This window comes from Oscillibacter sp. KLE 1728 (assembly GCF_934833455.1).
Lineage (GTDB): Bacteria > Bacillota > Clostridia > Oscillospirales > Oscillospiraceae > Oscillibacter > Oscillibacter welbionis.
Genome location: NZ_CAKVVF010000010.1, coordinates 1 through 20,153, shown reverse-complemented (window position 1 = coordinate 20,153; position 20,153 = coordinate 1). Strand labels below are relative to the sequence as shown.

Genomic DNA, 20,153 nt, shown 5'->3' with positions numbered 1-20,153 from the left:
ACATCTTGGCGGCGAAGCGCCGCAAATCTGTTGGAGCCTCCCAGAAAGGGTACTGGATATGGTAAAGATCGGCAAGAAGGAAAAGAACGGCGAGCTGTACAAGGCGATCCTGCTGCTGAAGGACGAGCAGGAGTGCTATGAGTTCTTCCAGGATCTGTGTACCGTGTCGGAGCTGCGGGCCATGGAGCAGCGGTTCGAGGTAGCCTCCCTGCTGGACGACGGCATGATCTATAACGAGATCCTGGAGCGCACCGGCGCCTCCAGCGCCACCATCAGCCGGGTGAACCGGTCCCTCAGCTACGGCACCGGGGCCTACGAGAAGATTTTCGCCCGGTACAAGAAGCGGGACAAATGAGCAGTTATGACGCCCTGGCCGCCAGCTACGATGCCCTGACAGTGGATGTGGAATACCGCCGGCGGGCAGACTACCTGACGCGGCAGTTCCACAGAAGCGCCCTCCCGGTGGAGACGGTGCTGGATCTGGCCTGCGGAACCGGCACCATGGCCTGCCTGCTGGCGGAGCGGGGATACCGGATGATCGCCGTGGACGGATCCGAGGAGATGTTGACCCAGGCGGCCTGGAAGGCGGCGGCGTTGGAGCAGCCGCCGATGTTCCTGCACCAGTCCATGCCCCGCCTGCACCTGGGCATGGAGGTGGATGCGGCGATCTCCACCCTGGACGCGCTGAACTACCTCACCCGGACGGCAGACCTGCGGGAGACGCTGCGGCGGGTATACCGCTGGCTGCGGCCCGGCGGACTGTTCCTGTTCGATGTGAACACCCCCTACAAGCTCCGGCGGATGGACGGGCAGGTCTATCTGGACGAGACAGAGGACAGCTACTGCGTCTGGCGGACCTTCTACGCCCCCGGCCGGAAGATCTGCACCTATCAGGTGGACCTGTTCCGGCTGAACGCCAACGGGAGCTGGGACCGGGCCTTTGAGGAGCACCGGGAGCGGGCCTGGGGGCGGGAGGAGCTGGAGACGTATCTGACGGAGGCGGGCTTCGGCGCTGTCACCGTCACCGGCGACCTCACCAGCCGTCCACCGGCGGCGGAGGAGGACCGCTGGATTTTCCGGTGTCAAAAGCCGGTCAGACCAAGATAAAACAGGAGTTTGTACAATGAGCGATCAGTTGATCCGGGCCATCTCCAAGGATGGCCATATCAAGGCCACGGCAGTTTCCACCCGGGCGCTCACAGAGCGCGCCCGTCAGATCCACAAGGCTCTGCCTGTGGCCACGGCGGCGCTGGGCCGGACGCTGGCTGCGGTCTCCATGATGGGCAACGCCCTGAAGGAGGACGGGGCCAGCGTGACGCTGCAGATCAAGGGCGGAGGCCCGCTGGGAACGCTGCTGGCGGTGTCCGATAACCAGGGCAACGTCCGGGGAACGGTGGACAATCCTGTCGTGGACCTGCCTCTGCGGCCCGACGGCAAGCTGGATGTGGGGGCCGCTGTGGGCCATGAGGGTACGTTGACGGTGATCCGGGACCTGAACATGAAGGAGCCCTATGTGGGCAGCGTGGGCCTGTTGGGCGGCGAAATCGCGGAGGACCTAGCGGCCTATTTCGTGGAGTCCGAACAGATCCCCACGGCTTGCGGCCTGGGGGTGCTGGTAGACCGGGACCAGAGCGTGCTGGCCGCCGGCGGGTATCTGATCCAGCTGCTGCCCGGCGCTGGCGAGGATGTCATCGCCAAGGTGGAGGGCAGCCTGATGGCCGCAGGGCCGGTGACGGGACTTTTGCGGAATGATCCGGACCCGGAGGCTATGCTGCGGCACGCTCTGTCGGATTTCGACCTGGAGATCCTGGAGAGGAGCCCCATCGAGTACCGCTGCTACTGCAGCCGGGACAGGATGGAGCGGGCCCTCATCAGCCTGGGGCCGGAGGAACTTCAGGCCATGATCGACGAGCAGGGCAGCGCGGACCTCACCTGCCGCTTCTGTGACAATGTGCAGCACTTCTCCAGAGCAGATCTGGAGGCCATGGTCCGGGGGCTCCAGAAAAAAATGTAAAAAAATTAAATTTCCAGTTGACAGACCGGGCGTCTTTGAGTATAATAACTTTTGCCGTCTGAAATGAGCGGCAATCGGGGAGCATAGCTCAGCTGGTTAGAGCACCTGCCTTACAAGCAGGGGGTCACTGGTTCGAGTCCAGTTGTTCCCACCACAAATGGCCCGGTAGTTCAGTTGGTTAGAACGCTAGCCTGTCACGCTAGAGGTCGACGGTTCGAGCCCGTTCCGGGTCGCCATCTCCCACGAGATGGAGTTCCATCTCGTGGGTCCCCTTGGGGTTGCAATTCCCCTCCCGCGCCGTGCGGCGCGGAAAAGATTTGCCCAGATAGCTCAGTTGGTAGAGCAGGGGACTGAAAATCCCCGTGTCGCTGGTTCGATTCCGGCTCTGGGCACCACTTGCGGGCATAGCTCATCTGGTAGAGCGCCACCTTGCCAAGGTGGAGGTAGCGAGTTCGAGCCTCGTTGCCCGCTCCACTGAGAATGCCCACACGATCTTGTGTGGGCATTCTCAGTGGAAAAGAAAATTTAAAAAAGCAGTGGACATTTCGGTTCAAACTGCATATAATAAAATAGAAGCAACGGTGACATAGCCAAGTGGTAAGGCAAGGGTCTGCAAAACCCTGATTCCCCGGCTCAAATCCGGGTGTCACCTCCAGAAAAACAACCACATCGAAAAGATGTGGTTGTTTTTTTGTCTAAATGCATTCATGGGCGCAGGGGATTGGATTCCGCCTGTGCCCGCTTTTCTTTTTCAGCGGAACCATCCGCACGGCGGAAAGGCTCTGCCCCGCAATCGGACCGCAAAGAATACGGCTCCGCTCGCCTATGCGATTCGATTGCGGGGACGTGTGCCTGCGGATGCTGCTTTGACGAAAATGGATGGGAAGATGGCGGACTTTTTTGGGGAAAAAGATAGCTAAAACGGCAAATTCTTTACGAAAAATATACAAGAGCCTGTGAGAAAAACGTGCTATAATGAGTTCGAATAAACAGAGATGTGGGAGACCAGCCCCCGATCCGCCGGCGCGCCCTCCAGGCTGCCGTACGGGTCTGGGGCGTTTTCCCTAGAAGGAGTGTATATGGCACATATCAATTCGGATATTCTGCGCCTCGGCGTGGATGTGGGGTCCACCACCGTCAAAGCAGTGGCCCTGGACCCGGCTGACAACAGCGTACTGTTCACCCGCTATCAGCGGCATAACGCCCATCAGGCGGATACCGTCCGGCAGCTGCTGGAGGAGGCGGCCGGTCACTTTCCCGGCATGCGGTTCCGTATCGGCGTGTGCGGGTCCGGCGGACGGCCCATTGCCGCCGCCCTGGGGGCCTGCTATGTCCAGGAGGTGGTGGCCAACGCGGCGGCAGTCCGGGCCTTGTATCCGGAGGTCCGCACCGCGGTGGAACTGGGCGGACAGGATGCCAAGGTGATCTTCTTCCGCTATGACGAGGCCAGCGGAAAGCTCCAGACCTCCGACATGCGGATGAACGGCAGCTGCGCCGGAGGCACCGGCGCGTTTATCGATGAGATCGCCGCGCTGCTGAACGTGCCGGCGGACGAGTTCGAGCAACTGGCTGCCCGCGGGAAGACCGTTTACAGCATCTCCGGCCGCTGCGGCGTGTTTGCCAAGACAGACATCCAGCCCTTGCTGATCCAGGGGGCGGAGCGGGCGGATATCGCGCTTTCCACCTTCCACGCCATCGCCAAGCAGACCATCGGCGGCCTGTCCCAGGGACTGGAGCTGACGGCCCCCATCATCTTTGAGGGCGGCCCGCTGACCTTCAACCCCACGCTGGTGCAGGTGTTTGCGGAGCGGCTGAATCTGGAGGAAAGGGATATCGTTCGACCGGACCACCCGGAGACCATCGTGGCCCGGGGCACCGCCATCGCCATCGACGAGCTGTTCCCCGGACAGGAGGACGCCATGACCCTGGCAGAGGCCATGGAGCGGCTGGACAAGGCCCCGGCCCAGACCGAAGGGCCCTCCGGCACCGGCAGGCCCTTCTTTGCCAGCGACGAGGAGCGGGAGGTCTTTCTCCGCCGCCACCGGGCGGAGCTGCGCCGGCCGGTGGATGCCGCGGACCGGCAGATTCTGCGGGGGTACATCGGCATCGACTCCGGCTCCACCACCTCCAAGTTCGTCTTTATAGACGAGAACGAGCAGGTGACGGACACTTTCTACGCCAACAACCAGGGGGAGCCGCTGAAGGTGGTCCGGGAGGGCCTGCTGGCCCTGGCGGAGAAGTATGAGAAGCTGGGCATCCAGCTGGAGGTGCTGGGCCTGGGCACCACCGGCTACGGCGAGCAGATGCTCTCTGCTGCCTTTCACGCCGACTACCACACAGTAGAGACCGTGGCCCACGCCCGGGGCTGCCGCCGCTTCTTCCCGGACGCCACGTTTCTGCTGGACATCGGCGGCCAGGACATGAAGGCCATCTGGCTGAAGGACGGCGTGGTCACGAACATCATGCTGAACGAGGCATGCTCCTCCGGCTGCGGCTCCTTTTTGGAGAACTTCGCCGCCACCCTGGGGATGCCGGTGGACCAGGTGGCGGACGCCGCCTTCCGATCTCAGGCCCCTGCCGAGCTGGGCAGCCGGTGCACTGTGTTCATGAACAGCACCATCATCAACGAGCAGCGCAACGGCAAGCAGCCTGACGAGCTGATGGCGGGGCTGTGTCGGTCCATCATCGAGAACGTGTTCACCAAGGTGGTCCGCATCGCCAACGTGGCGGAGCTGGGGGATCGGGTAGTGGTCCAGGGGGGCACCTTCCGAAACTTCGCCGTCCTGCGGGCCCTGGAGGAGTATCTGGGCCGGGACGTGACCCTGGCCCCCTATCCCGGCGAGATGGGCGCTCTGGGTGCGGCTCTCGCGGTGAAGCAGGAGGTGGAGGCCCACGGCTACGCCAACGGCCGCTGCTCCGCTTTTATCGGCTTTGACGCGGTGAAAAATTTCCAATACACCCGGGAGAGCGGTGTACTCTGCCCCCACTGCACCAACCACTGCAGCCGGACGATCCTGCATTTCCCGGACGGTGGCTGCTATGTCACCGGCAACCGGTGCGACCGGGGCGCCGTTGTGATGGAGGCGGCACCTGCCCATAAGGCCCAGGAAGTGCCGGACCTGTTCCGGCTGCGGCAGGAGTTGCTGTTCAAGACATATCCGGTATCCACCGTGCGGGAGGAGCAGAGCCAGACCGTGGGCCTGCCTCGGGTGCTGGAGTTCTGGGACAGCATGCCCTTCTGGAGTACCTTCTTCCGGGCTCTGGGATATCGGGTGAAGTTCTCCCATCCCAGCAGCCGCAGACAGTATGAGAGCGGACTGCAGTACGTGGCGTCGGACACCATCTGTTTTCCGGCCAAGCTGGTCCACGGCCATGTGCTGGACCTGTCCAAACAGGGCGTAGACCGGATCTTCCTGCCCTATATCCTCCACATGCCCACAGAGAACAAAGGGGAGAAGAGCCCCTACGTCTGCCCGGTCATCATGGGCTACTCCATGGTGGTGCGGAACTTCCAGTCCCCCGGGGAGCACTTCTCCGTGGGCTTTGAGACGCCGGTGTTCCACTGGTTCAGCAAGCAGGACCGGAAGCGGCAGATCTGCCGGTATGCCGTGGAACACTGTGGCGCCACAAAGCGGCAGGCGGAGGCCGCTTACCGTCAGGCGGAGACGGCCATCCTCTCTTTCCGCCATCAGCTGGTGGAGGAGGGAAAGCGGGTCATCGCGGACACCGGGAAGGCGGGCGGTTTCGCCGTGGTGCTGGCGGGACGGCCCTATCACACGGACCCCCTCGTCAACCACGACCTGTCCGGGATGTTCACCCGCCGGGGCATCCCGGTGCTGACGGTGGATAGCCTGCCCGGACTGGAGAAGGCGGACCTGCGCCGGTCCCGTGTGGAGATCACCAATGACTTCCACGCCCGGATGCTCTCCGGCGCCATGGTGACAGCGGAGCAGCCCTGCCTGGAGTACGTGCAGATCGTCAGCTTTGGCTGCGGCCATGATGCCATTTTGTCCGATGAGATCATCCGCCTGCTGGGGGAGGGCAGCGGCAAGCCGCCCCTGATCCTGAAGGTGGACGAGAGCGAGGCCGCCGGGTCTCTCGGCATCCGGGTCCAGTCCTTTATTGAGACGGTACAGCTGCGCCGCTCTGCCCAGGCGGAGCAGGCGGCCTGCCGCCTGCCGGAGCCCTACGCGGTGAAGTACCGCGAGGAGGACCGGAAGCTGCGGACTGTGCTGGTGCCAAATATCTCCGCCCCGGTGTCCACTCTTCTCACGGCCTTGATGGACCGGGAGGGTATTCGGGCGGTGAGCCTGCCGGTGGGCGGCGTGGAGCAGATCCGGGTGGGGAAGAAGTACACCCACAATGACATCTGCTTCCCCTGTCAGATGGTCATCGGCGAGCTGATCGACGCCCTGCAGAAGGGAAACTATCCGGAGGACTCCGTGGCCGTGGGCATGGCCAAGCTCAGCTGCGACTGCCGGATGGCCAATTACACCGCGATTCTGCGCAAGGCGCTGGACAGCGCCGGATTTGAAAACGTCCCCATCCTCACCACAGACCCTGGCGACACCAAGGGTATCCACCCCGGCGTGTCCATGCTGGGGGCCCGGTCTGTGCTGCTGGCGGCGTGGGCCTTCTCCATGCTGGACATTCTGGAGGAGCTGTGCCGGAAGATCCGCCCCTATGAGACGGCGGCAGGCGAGACGAACCGCGTGTTCAGCGAATGTGTGGAGTGGATTGCCGCCGCATCCAAGCAGGGGCTGGGCAAGATGATCGGTGCCTTCCGGCGGGCCATCGAGGCATTCCGGGGGCTCCGCTATGACCGCTCCCGCCGCAAGCCCCGGGTGCTGGTCACCGGCGAGCTGCTGGTGAACTTTCATCCCGGCACCAACTTCCACGTGGAGGAGTACCTGGAACGCAACGACATGGAGGTCATCCTGCCCCGCATCACCTACCAGTTCCGCAAGGACTTCCAGGCGGCCATCAGCGAGATCCGGGACTTCGGTGCCCATCTGGCGCCCTATCCCTTCGCCCTGGACGGCGCCGTGGAGTTCATCCAGCGGTTTTTGGAGCGCATTGCCCGGTCCCATCCCCTGTATCACCCGGCGGCCCGGCCTCAGGACCTGTACAGTGACGTGGAGCACTTCATCCCCAAGACCCTCACCTGCGGCGAGGGCTGGCTGATGGCGGGCGAGATCGCCCACTACGCCCACCAGGGGGTCCGGTCCTTCATCATCCTCCAGCCCTTTGGGTGCCTGCCCAACCACGTGTGCGGCCGGGGCGTCACCAAGCGGCTCAAGGAGGAGTTCCCCGGCGTGCAGATCCTGCCCCTGGACCTGGATCCGGACACCAGCTACGCCAATGTGGAGAACCGGCTCCAGATGCTCATCATGAATCAGACCGCGGAGGCGGAGCATTCCGCAGCTAGTGTGGAACCGGCACCCCAAAAGACCCGGGGCGGTTCGCCCCGTCCGGCGCTGTCCTCTACATAAGCGCGGGCGTCGGCTGTATTTTCAGACTCCGGAGAGGAATGCCCGGTGCCGAGGTTCGACCTGGATACAAAGAAGGCAGCCGTTCATGCGAACGGCTGCCTTCTTGAATTTTCGGTTATCGGGAATCTCGGGCATTTCTGGAGGCGCGGACCGGTCGGCGGTCACTTCGCACGTGCAGGAGGCGTGCGGGCGCTTCTATGGACAGTGGAGAGCAGCTCCCGCACCTGCTCCCGGGAGAGGCGGGGCGGAAGCGTGCTGTACAAGCTCCGCTCCACATCGTCCACCAGAATGCTGTACCGAGCCTGCATGGGCGCATCCAACGCGTCCCGGAGGGGCCCCCCTGCCAGACGTTCCAGATACTCCCGGGGGGTCTCCTGGCTTTGACGGCGGCAGCGGCGGCGGGCGCCCCAGCGCTCCAGTTCCAGAAGGGCGGCACGGGGGGTTCCGGCGTACCGCAGCAGAAATGCCCTGACCCGCAGGCGCTGGCCCAGCCGGTAGAGCAGGCCACGGCGGCCCAGACGCTGCCTGACGAGCCCGTCGTCATCATCCTCCTCCGGCAATCTGATGCGGCTGCGGCTGTGCCAGAGCCAGCGCACCAGGGCAGCCACTCCGGCCAGGACCAGCGCGGCCAGGGACAGGAGCAGCAACGCCGTCACCAGCTGAGGGGCGATGGCGGGGCCGGAGGCGCTTTCCACAGGCAGAGCGGCCTCACTGCCGCCTCCGGCGGCGGAGGACATCCCTGCGGACCCGGCGGAGCGGCCCTGGAAGAGAGACGTCAGGAACCGGAATACAGCGGTCAGGGCGCCCTCCAGAAGGCTGCCGACGGCCTGAAAGATGGGGATCAGCTCCCCCCTGGCGGCCAGCAGCAGAGCGCAGGCGGCCACAGCCAGCAAGGCCAGGACCGCTGGGACCAGCAGAGCAGGAAGCCGCCCGAAGGGAGAACCGGCCCGAATGGTGTTGCGGCCGGAGGTGCGCATCCCCACCACTGCCAGCAGATCCAGCGCCAGCAGCGCCAACAGAACCGGCACCCGGTCCAGCAGCTGAGGGGCGAAGGAGGCCACGATCAGATAGAACAGCCCATACAGGCCCATGTACTCCCCGGCCCCGTGGAGGTGGCGGACCGTGACAGGCGTGACGCCCCAGTGGTATCCCCGGCACAGGGGGAAGAGGTACAGGGGCACCTGAATCACCAGAAGAGGCGGATAGGTCAGGTCCAGCGTGCGGCTGAGCAGGGGGATCCAGACGGCGCAGAGAAGAACGTTCAGCAGCAGAATCTGCCAAAAGCGGCGGGGCTTTTGGAGAAAGAGGCTGTTGCCCGCGGTCATCAGCCCGCCAGAGAGCAGAAACCCCCACATGGAGAAGGGCGGCCGGCCACACAGGAGCTGCCACAGAATATCGGCCGTCAGGAAGACAATCAGCAGCTCGGTGGCCAGCGGCAGGCACTTGAGGGCGGTGGCCTTTCCATGTCTCATAGGCCGCCTCCTGCCCGAAAAGCATTCAGGTCCAGGACCCGCAGGAGGGGGTGAGACTGTTCCCCCCAGGCCAGCAGGGGGACGCGGTGCCGCTCCAGCAGCGCACAGGTACCGGCGTCCAGGCGGCGGACATCCCCGCAGATCAGAAAGGCGCCGGAGAGGGTGCGGAGGCGCGGCAGGATCTCGTCCGCCGTAATGGAGACAGCGGTGTCTGCGGCGGCCAGCAGCGTCAGGACTGCGGGAAGCTGCCGCCGGTCCCGGCAGGCGGCAAACTGCTCCAGCCGCCCGGCGGGGCGGGAGATGAGCAGAGACACGGCCACCTCCTCTTCCATCAGCTGCGCCGCCAGGGAGCCCAGGATCTCCAGGGCAGATTCGAAGTCCTCCGGCGGCAGGCCCGCGAAGGAGGCACCGTCCAACAGGAACGCGGCCCGGCGGGGGGAGATTTTCTCGTAGATGTTCACCATGGCGCCCTGCCCCCGGGCCATCAGGCGGAAGTTCAGGGACCGGGCGTTGTCCCCCGGCTGGTAGGCGCGGACGTTCCGGATCACGGTCCGGTCATCCTGAAAGCCCCGGGCGCCGGTCTCCAGCTCCCAGCTGTTGCGCAGGAACCAGCGGGTGGACACGGGAACCAGCCGGGGAAACACTGCCAGCGTCACGGGCCTGGGCAGTGGGATTTCCTTCTCCCGGACACACAGGCACAGGCCATCGCCGGAGAGCAGCCGGATCCGGTCAAAGGACAGCAGGCCCCGGTGCTCCGCCTGGAGGCGGCTGGTGTAGGACATCCGCTGATGCCCCAGCAGGAAGGAGACGTTCTTTTCATAATAGGGCTTCTGCACGCCCCCCTCCGGGAGTTCCACGGCCTCCCAGCGGTGCTCCGGCCGGAGGGCGCCGCCCGGCTCCAGGGGGAAGCGCACCGTCAGCCAGACCAGGGGCAGCCACTTGGGGTTGTCCAGCGTCACCCGCAGAGGACAGGGCTCCCCGGGGAAGACGCAGCTCCGCTCCGCCTGGAGGGCGGCGTTCACGCCGTCCAGCACATGGCGGGCCCAGAGGCGGGCCGCGGCGGCCACGGCGGCGGCCGCCAGAGAGAAGATGGCGGCGGGCAGCCGCCCGCTCAGGCTGAAGCCCACTCCGCAGGCTGCCAGGGCCAGGATGGAGAAGCGCCCCGTGAACAGGCTGGACTCGGCGAAGTCCACTGCAGCGGACTCAGGCGTTCTGGCCATGGGCAAGGACCTCCCCGGTCTCCCGGCAGGGCACCTGGGCCAGTACGGTCTCCACCACGCCGGCCGCCTCCAGGCCGGAGAGCGCCGCCTGATGGGACAGCAGTACCCGGTGGGGCAGGACGTAGCGGGCCAGATACTTCACATCGTCCGGGGTGACATAGTCCCGGCCGGAGAGGGCGGCATAGGCTTTGGAGGCCCGGAACAGGTCCCGGGACACCCGGGGGCTGGCGCCGCAGGCCAGCTCCGGCTGCTCCCGGGTGGCCTGGACCAGCTCCACGATGTACGCCACCACCGGATCGGACAGGCGGACCTGCCGGATCTCCCGGGTGAACCGATTGACTTCCTCCGGGGAGAGCAGGGGGCGGAGGTCCGCAAAGGCGGCTCCGTCTCCCACGGTTCGGAGCATGGCGGCCTCCTCCCTGGGGGTGGGGTAGCCCATGGAGAGCTTGAAGAGGAAGCGGTCCAGCTGGGCAGCGGGCAGGGCGAAGGTGGTCTCCGTCTCCACGGGGTTCTGGGTGGCCAGGACCATGAAGGGTGGGGCCAGGGGATAGGTGACGCCGTCTACGGACACCTGCCGTTCCTCCATGGCCTCCAGCAGGGCGGACTGGGTGCGGGGGATGGCCCGGTTGATCTCGTCCGCCAGCAGGATGTTGGTCATGATGGGGCCGGGGGTGAAGACCATCTCCCCGGTTTTCTGGCTGTAAATGTTCATGCCCACGATGTCTGAGGGCAGCAGATCCGGGGTGAACTGCACCCGCACCATGCCGCAGCCCAGCACCGCGGAGAGGGCCTTCACCAGCGTGGTCTTGCCCACGCCGGGGATATCGTCAATCAGCACGTGCCCGCCGGCAAACAGGCTGGTGAGTACCAGGCGGATCTGCTCACCCTTGCCGATGATGGCCTTGCCGCACTCTGTCTCGATCTGCTCCGCCAAATGGCGGAGTTCCGTGAAGTCCATAGTCGTGCCTCCCAGGTTCCATGAAATACCCCTCTATTATATCTAACCCGAAAGCGGACCGCAAGAGCGGATGCCAGCTCCGGGAAGATCTGAAAAAATGCGTGAAAAGGAGGGAACCCTCTGGAAAAGCGGAAACGCCTGTGCTATGATACGAAACAGAAGGTCCCGCAACAGGACCGACGAGAATTTGGGAGGAATGCGTATGAAGAAGACATTGTCCCTGCTCCTGTCCCTGGTGCTGATGCTCAGCCTGGCGCTGCCCGCATCCGCTGCGGAGACGGAGTACCCCACCCTGGAGGGCGGCGTAACCGAGATCCAGAAGTATGGCAACATCGTCCTGGACATCGATCCGGCGGACCTGAAGGACGGCGGCTACACATACGGCGACCTGCTGACCGTCACCGTCAATGGCACTGGGTATGACATGCCCCTGTGCACCAACTACTCCGATGTGGACACCGGCGCGCTGGTGCTGCGGGACAGCGAGGGTGTGCTGATCGCCGCCATCAACATGGGGGACTTTGCGACCAGCAACGGCCTGGCCGCCAAGGTCACCGCCGAGGACGGCTCCTACACCTGGGAGTTCCCCGAGGGCCAGTCCCTGGAGAGCATCACCGTCTCCATCTCCATGAAGGAGCAGGGCGGCTACTATGACCAGTACCTCATCCACCAGCTGACCCGCACCGACGAGCGGGCGGACTACGCCTCCGACGCGGTGTTCGCCAACTTCCGCAATGTGGCTGTGGGCGATCTGGGGGAGAACGCCTTTTTCCGCAGCAGCAGCCCCGTGAACAACGAGCTGGGCCGCGCCTCCTATGCCGATGACCTGGCAGAGGCCGGCGGCATCCAGGCGGTCATGAACCTGGCGGATTCCAACGAGCTGATCGAGGGCTACATCGCCGCCGAGGGCTTCGACTCCCCCTACTACCAGTCTCTGTACGAGGCGGGGAAGGTGAAGGCCCTGAACCTGGGCGTGGACTTCACCGCTGCCGACTTCAAGTCCGGCCTGGCGGAGGGCCTGCGCTTCTTCGCGGAGAATGAGGGGCCCTATCTGGTCCACTGCACCGAGGGCAAGGACCGGGCCGGCTTTGTCTCCGCCCTGCTGGAGTGCCTGATGGGCGCCACCTATGACGAGGTTGTGGCGGACTACATGACCACCTATGTGAATTACTATCACCTGGAAGAAGGCAGCGAGCAGTATGAGGCGGTGAAGAACAGCAACATCGTCTCCATCCTCACCAACATCACCGGCGCTGCGGAGGGCACGGATCTGACCACTGTGGATCTGGCCGCTGCGGCAGAGGACTATATGCTGGACGCCGGCCTGACCGCAGACGAGGTGACCGCCCTGAAGGCGAACCTGGCTAAGGACTACACGGTAGAGACCGAGGCTCCCGCGGAGGAGACGCCGGAGGAGCCTGTTCCCCAGGCCCAGACCTACACCGTGGAGGCGGGAGACTGCCTGTGGAACATCGCCTATGAGGTGTACGGCACCGGCACTCGCTGGACTGTGATCTACGAGGCCAACCGGGATACCATCCGTGACCCCGGCATGATCCACATCGGGCAGGTGCTGACCATCCCCGCTGCCTGAAAATGCCTGATTCGTTTTTGAAAACAGCTCCCGGAGCAATCCGGGAGCTGTTTTTTTGCCTTTGTATGCGCTTGCAAGGATTTTACATAGACTTTACAGAGTCCTGGTGTCGGATTTTACTTCCGGCTGTTTATACTAAGACCGTCCCTTGAGCAACAGACATAGGAAAAGGAGTAATCTTCGATATGAAAAAAGTATTTTCGCTCTTGCTGTCCCTGACCATGGTCATGGCTCTGCTGGCCGGCTGCGGCGGTGACACCACGGCTGACGACACCACGGATGATACCGCTTCCAACGACGCCGCCCAGGAGGAGACCGCTGAGCTGAGCGGCACTGTGGCCACCGACGGCTCCACCTCCATGGAGGAGGTCATCGGCGCCCTGGGTGAGCAGTTTATGGCCGACAACTCCGGCGTGTCCGTCACCTACAACCCCACCGGTTCTGGCGCCGGCATCGAGGCCGTGTCCAACGGCAGCTGCGACATCGGCCTGGCCTCCCGCGCACTGACCGATGACGAGAAGGCGGGCGGCCTGACTGAGACCATCGTGGCCCTGGACGGCATCGCCGTGATCGTCAACGCTGAGAACCCCGTCTCCGACCTGACCCTGGAGCAGATCGCCTCCATCTACACCGGCGCTGTCACCGATTGGTCTGAGTTCGGCAGCGACGCCGGCGCCATCGCCGTGATCGGCCGTGAGTCCGGCTCCGGTACCCGTGACGGCTTCGAGTCTATCACCGGCACTGAGGACCAGTGCGTGCTGGCCCAGGAGCTGAGCTCTACCGGCGCCGTGATCGAGGCGGTCCGTACCACCCCCGGCGCCATCGGCTATGCCTCCCTCTCCGCCGTGCAGGATCAGAAGGGCATCACGGTCCTGACTGTAGGCGGCGTGGCTCCCTCTGAGGCCACGGTCCTGGACGGCAGCTATGCCATTCAGCGTCCCTTCGTGTTCGCCACCCGCACCGATGAGGCCCTGTCGGACGCGGCCCAGGCCTTCTTCGACTTCGCCACCTCCACCGCCGCCAGCGACCTGATCGCCAACGCCGGCGCCGTGCCCGTGGCCCAGTAAGACAACGCTTGTTTTCCACCCTCATATATACGGTCAGCCGCCGTGCCCACCACTGGGGCGGCGGCCGTTCCGCTGAAATCTGGACGGACGCCTTGTCCGGGAACAAAGGAGAACCTTATGGAACATGAAATCGCGGGGCAGGCTGTGAAGGCCGCCATGGACGGCGCGCTGGTCGGCACCGCCGACAGGAAAAAGGAGCCCATGACCGGGAAAAAAGCCCTGAAAGCCATGGAGCGGGTGATGAATGCCCTCTTCTTTATCTGCGGCATGGTGGCTGTGGCGTTCGTGCTCCTCATCAGCATCTACCTTATCATCTCGGGCCTGCCGGCCATTCTGGAGATCGGGCCCATCAACTTCCTGTTCGGGACCCGCTGGTATGCCTCTACCGGAGACTTCGGCATCTTCGCCATCATCCTCACCTCCTTCGCGGGCACGGCGGGGGCCATTCTCGTGGGGGTGCCCATCGGCCTGATGACGGCCATTTTCCTGTCCAAGGTGGCGCCGCCTAAGTTTGCCGCCGTAGTTCATGCGGCAGTGGAACTGCTGGCCGGCATCCCCTCCGTGGTGTACGGCCTGGTGGGTATGATCCTGCTGGTGCCCGCCATCCGGGTGGCCTTTGACCTGCCCTCCGGCGCCACGCTCCTGGCGGCTATCATCGTGCTGGCGGTGATGATTCTGCCCTCTATCGTCTCCGTGTCGGAGACGGCGCTGCGCGCCGTGCCCCGGGAGTATGAGGAGGCGTCTCTGGCCCTGGGGGCCACCCATATCGAGACCGTGTTCCGCGTCAGCGTGCCCGCTGCCCGCAGCGGCATCGCCACCGCCATTGTGCTGGGCATCGGCCGGGCCATCGGTGAGGCCATGGCCATCATTATGGTGGCGGGCAATGTGGCCAATATGCCGGGCCTGCTGACGCCGGTGCGGTTTTTGACCACCGCCATTGCCTCGGAGATGTCCTACGCCTCCGTGGGCTCCCTCCACCGCAATGCCCTGTTCTCCATCGGCCTGGTGCTGTTCCTCTTCATCATGCTGATCAATGTGTTCCTCAACGTCTTTATCAAGCGGAAAAAGGAGGACTGACCGAACATGGAATCTCATACCCTGTCCCCCCGGCGCCAGCTGTACGACAAGGGCCTGCGGGTGGTGCTGTACTTCTGCGGCTTCCTCACCTGCGCGCTGCTGGTTCTGATCATCGGCTATATCTTCTACCGGGGCGTCCCATTCATCAGCTGGGAGCTGCTGTCTACCCAGTCCAGCTATATCAACGACACCATCGGTATCCTGCCCAATATCCTCAACACGCTCTATATCATCCTGCTGTCCATGGTGATCGTGCTGCCCCTGGGCGTGGGCGCCGCCATCTATCTGACGGAGTACGCCACCAACCGGCGTCTGGTGGCTGTCATCGAGTTCGCCACCGAGACCCTCACCGGCATCCCCTCCATCATCTTCGGCCTGGTGGGTATGCTGTTCTTCATCCAGATGATGGGATTGAAGACCGGTGTGCTGGCCGGCGGCCTGACCCTGGTGGTGATGATCCTGCCCACCATCGTCCGCACCACCCAGGAGAGCCTGAAGACCGTGCCGGACTCCTACCGGGAGGGCGCCCTGGCCATGGGCGCCGGTAAATGGCACATGGTCCGCACTGTGGTGCTGCCCAACGCGGTGGACGGCATCGTCACCGGCTGCATCCTGGCGGTGGGCCGCATTGTGGGCGAGAGCGCGGCGCTGCTGTACACCGCCGGCTTCGGCCTGGTGCTCAATAACTTTGTGACTGCGCTGGAATCCTCCTCCGCCACATTGACCGTGGCCCTGTATGTGTATGCCAGTGAGCGGGGCGAGACAGACATCGCCTTCGCCATCGCCACCATTTTGATGCTGCTGACGCTGGTCATCAACCTGTCCGCCAATCTGGTGGGCCGGAAGCTGAAGAAAAACTGACGAGGAGGATACGAAATGTCCACCATCATTCAAGTAAAGGACCTGAATCTGTGGTACGGGGCGCACCATGCCCTCCACGGTGTGAATATCGACATTCCGGAGCATGAGATCACCGCCCTGATCGGCCCCTCCGGCTGCGGAAAGTCCACCTTTCTGAAGACCCTGAACCGGATGAATGACCTGGTACCGGGCATCCGCATTGAGGGGGAGGTCAACTACGCCGGGCAGAACATCTACGCCCCCAATGTGGACACCACCTGGCTGCGCAAGCAGATCGGCATGGTGTTCCAGAAGGCCAATCCCTTCCCTATGAGCATCTATGACAACGTGGCCTACGGCCCCCGGACCCACGGCATCCGCTCCCGGGCCAAGCTGGACGAGATCGTGGAGAACTCTCTCCGCTCCGCCGCCATCTGGGACGAGGTGAAGGACCGGCTGAAGAAGAGTGCCCTGGGCCTCTCCGGCGGCCAGCAGCAGCGGCTGTGCATTGCCCGTGCCTTGGCAGTGGAGCCGGAGATCCTGCTGATGGATGAGTCCACCAGCGCCCTGGACCCCATCTCCACCTCCAAGATCGAAGACCTTGCAGTGGAACTGAAAAGCAAGTATACTGTCATCATGGTGACCCACAATATGCAGCAGGCCGCCCGTGTCTCCGACAACACGGCGTTTTTCCTGCTGGGGGATCTGGTGGAGTTCGGCAGGACGGAGACACTGTTCTCCACCCCCACGGACAAGCGCACAGAAGACTACATCACCGGCCGGTTCGGCTAAGGAGGGACGTAAGGTGAGAAACAGATTTGGCGAGCAGCTGGAGCGGCTGCACGTGGAAATGATCCAGATGGGCGCCCTGTGTGAGGATGCCATCTCTGCCGCGGCCCAGGCCCTGATGAAGGGTGACGAGGACCTGGCACGCGCCGCCGGGGAGGCGGAGCGGGAGATCGACCAGAAGGAGCGGGAGGTGGAGAACCTCTGCCTGAAGCTGCTGCTGCAGCAGCAGCCCGTGGCACGGGACCTGCGGGAGATCTCCTCTGCGCTGAAGATGATTTCCGATCTGGAACGGATCGGGGACCAGGCGGCGGACATCGCGGAGCTGACCCGGTTCGTGCGTCTGCCGGACGGCCCCGGCCGCCAGCGGATCGAGGAGATGTCCAAGGCCGTCATCCGGATGGTGACAGACAGTGTGGACTCCTTTGTAAAGCGGGATCTGGAGCTGGCCCGGGAGGTCTGCCGGGAAGACGACCAGGTGGACGACCTGTTCAACCAGGTGAAAAAGGAGCTGATCGGGCTGATCGCCGCAGACGCCGACTCCGGCGAGCTGTGGCTGGATCTCATCATGGTGGCCAAGTATCTGGAGCGGATCGGCGATCACGCCACCAACGTGGCGGAGTGGGTGGAGTACTCCATTACGGGGAATCACCCCTCCAACAACTGAGCGGCCTGCGCACAGGCGCGGCGCCGATATTGAAAAGGGGGAGGGGCCATGCTTACCTATGAGGATGTGAAAAACAATTCTGCGGTCCGGACCTATATCCAGAGGGCGGACGAGTCTCTGACCGCTCTGGGCTATACGGAGCACAGCTTTGCCCACGTGACGGCGGTGGCGGAAAACGCCGCCTATATCCTCTCCACCCTGGGGTATCCGGAGCGGACGGTGGAGCTGGCAAAGATCGCCGGGTTTCTTCACGACATCGGCAACCTGGTGAACCGGGTGGATCACTCCCAGTCCGGTGCGGTCATGGCCTTCCGCATTCTGGACAACATGGATTGTCCTCCGGAGGAGATCGCCACCATCGTCACCGCCATCGGCAACCACGACGAGGGCACCGGCATGCCGGTGAACGCCGTGGCGGCGGCACTGATCCTGGCGGACAAGTCCGACGTCCGCCGCAGCCGGGTCCGGAATCCGGATATGGCCAGCTTCGACATCCATGACCGGGTGAACTACTCGGTGAAGAAGTCCGTCCTGAAGATCAACGAGGAGCACACGCTCATCAAGCTGAAGCTGTCCGTGGACACGAAGTACGGCTCTGTCATGGACTATTTTGAGATCTTCATGGGCCGGATGCTCCTCTGTCGAAAGGCAGCGGAGAAGCTGGGCCTGCAGTTCAAGCTGATGATTAACGAGCAGCGGCTGATCTGACCGGCCGCCGGAGGGAGACACCCTCCGTCCCTCCAGCGGGGCGGAGAGATTGAATGGGGAGGGATATCTGTGATCTATCTGCTGGAGGATGACGACAGTATCCGGGATTTTGTGATCTATACATTGAACAGCCAGGGTATGGAGGCCAGGGGCTTTCCGCTGCCCTCCCTGTTCTGGCAGGCCGTGGGAGAGCAGATGCCTGCCCTGGTGCTGCTGGATATCATGCTGCCGGAGGAGGATGGACTCAGCGTCCTGAAAAAGCTCCGGGCCACGCCCCGCACGGCCAAGCTGCCGGTCATCATGCTGACGGCCAAGGGCACGGAGTACGACAAGGTGGTGGGTCTGGACGGCGGCGCCGATGACTATGTGGCCAAGCCCTTCGGCATGATGGAGCTGCTCTCCCGCATCCGGGCGCTGCTGCGGCGGACGGAGACGGAGAACGGCACCCTCCGCTGCGGCATTCTGGAGGTGGATCCGGGGCAGCACATCGTCCGGGTCCGGGGACAGGAGACCATCCTGACCCAGAAGGAGTTTGAAGTGCTGTGCCTGCTGCTGCGCAACCCCGGCCAGGTGCTTTCCCGGGAGCAGCTGATCGAGAACGTCTGGGGCTACGCCTTTACCGGCGAGAGCCGGACCGTGGACGTCCACGTGCGGACCCTCCGCCAGAAGCTGGGAGAGGCGGGCGCTTACATCGAGACGGTCCGGGGCTATGGCTACAAGATCAGCCCTGTGAACTGACAGGAGGGCTGGAGAGACATGACGAAACGGATCTTTCGCTCCATCCTGGGCGTGTCCCTGGCAGTGCTGCTGGCCAGCCTGGTGCTGATCGTGGGCGTGCTCCACGGTTATTTCCAGGATCGGGTCTCCGGTGAGCTGGAGAGTCTGGCAGAGTACATCGCCCATGGGGTAGAGGAGAATGGCACGGACTATCTCACAGAGGATCTGCCCGGCAGCTACCGGATTACCTGGGTGGATGCGGACGGCACCGTGCTCTTCGACAACCGGCAGGACCCGGAGGAGATGGGGAACCACGCCCAGCGGGAGGAGATCCGGGAGGCGCTGATCCTGGGGAAGGGACATGCGGTCCGCTATTCGGACACGCTTTCCCAGCAGACGCTGTATGCGGCCCAGCGGCTTGCCGACGGAACGGTGCTGCGGGTGTCCAGCGCCCAGTATTCCGTCTGGGTCCTGGTACTGCAGGCGCTGCAGCCGGTGGCGCTGATGATGCTGCTGGCCTTCATCCTGGCCATGGCGCTGGCTTCCCGGGTGGCGCGGCAGCTGGTGGAGCCCATCAACGCCATCGACCTCAATGACCCCGCCGGCAGCGAGACCTATGAGGAGCTGACGCCCCTGCTGTCCAAGCTCCGCAGCCAGCAGAGGCAGATCCAGCGGCAGATGCGGGATTTAAAGCGCCGGCAGGAGGAGTTCACCGCCATCACGGAGAACATGAGCGAGGGCTTCCTGGTGATCGACCAGGAGACGCGGGTGCTGACTTACAATTCCGCCGTGCTGCGGCTGCTCTACGCGCAGGTCCCCACAGAGGAGGGAGAGAGCGTCTACGCCCTGAACCGGGAGGCGGGCTTCCGCCGCTGCGTGGAGGAGGCTCTGGCCGGTCGGCGGTGTGAGCAGCTGCTGGAAAAGGACGATGATTGCCGCCAGATCATCGCCAGTCCTGTGGAACAGGACGGCCAGATCGCGGGTGCGGTGCTGGTGATCCTGGATGTGACGGAGAAGGAGCAGCGGGAGCGGCTGCGGCGGGAGTTCACCGCCAACGTCTCCCACGAGCTGAAGACGCCCTTGACCTCCATCCTGGGTACGGCGGAGATCCTGCAGAACGGTTTGGTGAAGCCGGAGGACGTCCCCCACTTCGCCGGGAACATCCACCGGGAGACGGAGCGGCTCATCGGGCTGGTGAACGACATCATCAAGCTGTCCCGCCTGGACGAGGGCGGCGGCCTGGGCCAGTGGGAGACCGTGGATCTGTACGAGGAGGCGCGGGCCGTCCTGGAGCAGCTGGCTCCGGCGGCCCAGCGGAAACAGGTGACCACCCGGCTCCAGGGCGGCGAGGCTCTGGTGCGGGGCGTACCCCAGATCGTGGAGGAGATCGTCTACAACCTCTGCGACAACGCCATCGCCTACAACCGGGCGAACGGCAGCGTCACCGTCACAGTGGAAAATACCGCCTTCGGCCCTCGGATCACGGTGGCGGATACTGGCATCGGCATTCCCCGGGAGGCCCAGGGCCGGGTATTCGAGCG

Annotated in this window: 16 protein-coding genes and 5 tRNA genes; 18 read left to right on the top strand and 3 right to left on the bottom strand. The window is 64.0% G+C overall.

What is annotated here, in order from left to right:
- Window positions 1-58 precede the first annotated feature (58 nt).
- The 9 genes from QVE23_RS02015 to QVE23_RS01975 all read left to right on the top strand — a co-directional run bounded on the left by QVE23_RS02015 (window position 59) and on the right by QVE23_RS01975 (window position 7,506).
- Window positions 59-355, top strand: a complete 297-nt coding sequence (locus QVE23_RS02015; RefSeq protein ID WP_025544442.1) for a YerC/YecD family TrpR-related protein — start codon at window positions 59-61, stop codon at window positions 353-355.
- On the top strand, window positions 352-1,107 hold the full coding sequence (locus QVE23_RS02010; RefSeq protein ID WP_119310566.1) for a class I SAM-dependent DNA methyltransferase: 756 nt from the start codon (window positions 352-354) through the stop codon (window positions 1,105-1,107). The genes QVE23_RS02015 and QVE23_RS02010 overlap by 4 nt, the downstream gene beginning before the upstream one ends.
- A 16-nt stretch (window positions 1,108-1,123) precedes the next feature.
- On the top strand, window positions 1,124-2,014 hold the full coding sequence (gene hslO / locus QVE23_RS02005; RefSeq protein ID WP_021749075.1) for an Hsp33 family molecular chaperone HslO: 891 nt from the start codon (window positions 1,124-1,126) through the stop codon (window positions 2,012-2,014).
- A 77-nt stretch (window positions 2,015-2,091) separates the two neighbouring features.
- Window positions 2,092-2,168, top strand: a tRNA-Val gene (locus tag QVE23_RS02000).
- 5 nt (window positions 2,169-2,173) lie between these two features.
- Window positions 2,174-2,250, top strand: a tRNA-Asp gene (locus QVE23_RS01995).
- A gap of 83 nt (window positions 2,251-2,333) precedes the next feature.
- Window positions 2,334-2,409 (top strand) — tRNA-Phe (locus QVE23_RS01990).
- A 3-nt stretch (window positions 2,410-2,412) separates the two neighbouring features.
- A tRNA-Gly gene (locus QVE23_RS01985) sits at window positions 2,413-2,488 on the top strand.
- Between the two features lie 106 nt (window positions 2,489-2,594).
- Window positions 2,595-2,669: transfer RNA gene (locus tag QVE23_RS01980), tRNA-Cys, on the top strand.
- A 424-nt stretch (window positions 2,670-3,093) separates the two neighbouring features.
- Window positions 3,094-7,506, top strand: a complete 4,413-nt coding sequence (locus QVE23_RS01975) for an acyl-CoA dehydratase activase (protein WP_287967496.1) — start codon at window positions 3,094-3,096, stop codon at window positions 7,504-7,506.
- A 161-nt stretch (window positions 7,507-7,667) separates the two neighbouring features.
- Here the strand turns inward: QVE23_RS01975 and QVE23_RS01970 are convergent, their stop codons facing one another.
- The 3 genes from QVE23_RS01970 to QVE23_RS01960 are packed head-to-tail and all read right to left on the bottom strand — an operon-like array spanning window position 7,668 to window position 11,156.
- Window positions 7,668-8,978 carry a DUF4129 domain-containing protein gene (locus QVE23_RS01970; RefSeq protein ID WP_287967495.1) on the bottom strand — a complete coding sequence of 437 codons (1,311 nt, stop codon included), beginning with the start codon at window positions 8,976-8,978 and terminating at the stop codon, window positions 7,668-7,670.
- Complete coding sequence (locus QVE23_RS01965; RefSeq protein WP_287967494.1) at window positions 8,975-10,198, bottom strand: DUF58 domain-containing protein; 1,224 nt, start codon at window positions 10,196-10,198, stop codon at window positions 8,975-8,977. The genes QVE23_RS01970 and QVE23_RS01965 overlap by 4 nt, the downstream gene beginning before the upstream one ends.
- Window positions 10,182-11,156 carry an AAA family ATPase gene (locus QVE23_RS01960; RefSeq protein WP_119310570.1) on the bottom strand — a complete coding sequence of 325 codons (975 nt, stop codon included), beginning with the start codon at window positions 11,154-11,156 and terminating at the stop codon, window positions 10,182-10,184. Before QVE23_RS01960 ends, QVE23_RS01965 begins: the two co-directional genes overlap by 17 nt.
- Before the next feature lie 202 nt (window positions 11,157-11,358).
- On the opposite strand from QVE23_RS01960, the gene QVE23_RS01955 reads away from it, so the two are divergent.
- The 9 genes from QVE23_RS01955 to QVE23_RS01915 form a co-directional block, all read left to right on the top strand.
- Window positions 11,359-12,750, top strand: coding sequence for a tyrosine-protein phosphatase (locus QVE23_RS01955; protein WP_051319952.1), 1,392 nt, complete (start codon window positions 11,359-11,361; stop codon window positions 12,748-12,750).
- Between the two features lie 185 nt (window positions 12,751-12,935).
- Window positions 12,936-13,817: a phosphate ABC transporter substrate-binding protein gene (locus QVE23_RS01950; protein ID WP_021748867.1), complete on the top strand. Its 882-nt coding sequence runs from the start codon at window positions 12,936-12,938 to the stop codon at window positions 13,815-13,817.
- 228 nt (window positions 13,818-14,045) lie between these two features.
- The gene (pstC, locus tag QVE23_RS01945) at window positions 14,046-14,894 is read left to right on the top strand and encodes a phosphate ABC transporter permease subunit PstC (protein ID WP_394802909.1); all 849 of its coding nucleotides are present in this window, start codon (window positions 14,046-14,048) and stop codon (window positions 14,892-14,894) included.
- 6 nt (window positions 14,895-14,900) lie between these two features.
- A complete protein-coding gene (gene pstA, locus QVE23_RS01940) occupies window positions 14,901-15,755 on the top strand; it encodes a phosphate ABC transporter permease PstA (RefSeq protein ID WP_021748869.1) in 855 nt (284 codons plus the stop codon).
- A gap of 15 nt (window positions 15,756-15,770) precedes the next feature.
- On the top strand, window positions 15,771-16,526 hold the full coding sequence (pstB, locus tag QVE23_RS01935; protein WP_021748870.1) for a phosphate ABC transporter ATP-binding protein PstB: 756 nt from the start codon (window positions 15,771-15,773) through the stop codon (window positions 16,524-16,526).
- 13 nt (window positions 16,527-16,539) lie between these two features.
- Window positions 16,540-17,187 carry a phosphate signaling complex protein PhoU gene (gene phoU, locus QVE23_RS01930; RefSeq protein WP_025544788.1) on the top strand — a complete coding sequence of 216 codons (648 nt, stop codon included), beginning with the start codon at window positions 16,540-16,542 and terminating at the stop codon, window positions 17,185-17,187.
- Window positions 17,188-17,235: 48 nt separating this feature from the next.
- Window positions 17,236-17,895 carry an HD domain-containing protein gene (locus QVE23_RS01925; protein ID WP_287554218.1) on the top strand — a complete coding sequence of 220 codons (660 nt, stop codon included), beginning with the start codon at window positions 17,236-17,238 and terminating at the stop codon, window positions 17,893-17,895.
- A gap of 69 nt (window positions 17,896-17,964) precedes the next feature.
- Window positions 17,965-18,633 (top strand): response regulator transcription factor, encoded by a 669-nt coding sequence (locus QVE23_RS01920; protein ID WP_021748873.1) that lies wholly within the window; start codon window positions 17,965-17,967, stop codon window positions 18,631-18,633.
- Window positions 18,634-18,651: 18 nt separating this feature from the next.
- On the top strand, window positions 18,652-20,153 hold a 1,502-nt coding region (locus QVE23_RS01915), incomplete at its 3' end, for a sensor histidine kinase (RefSeq protein WP_287967493.1).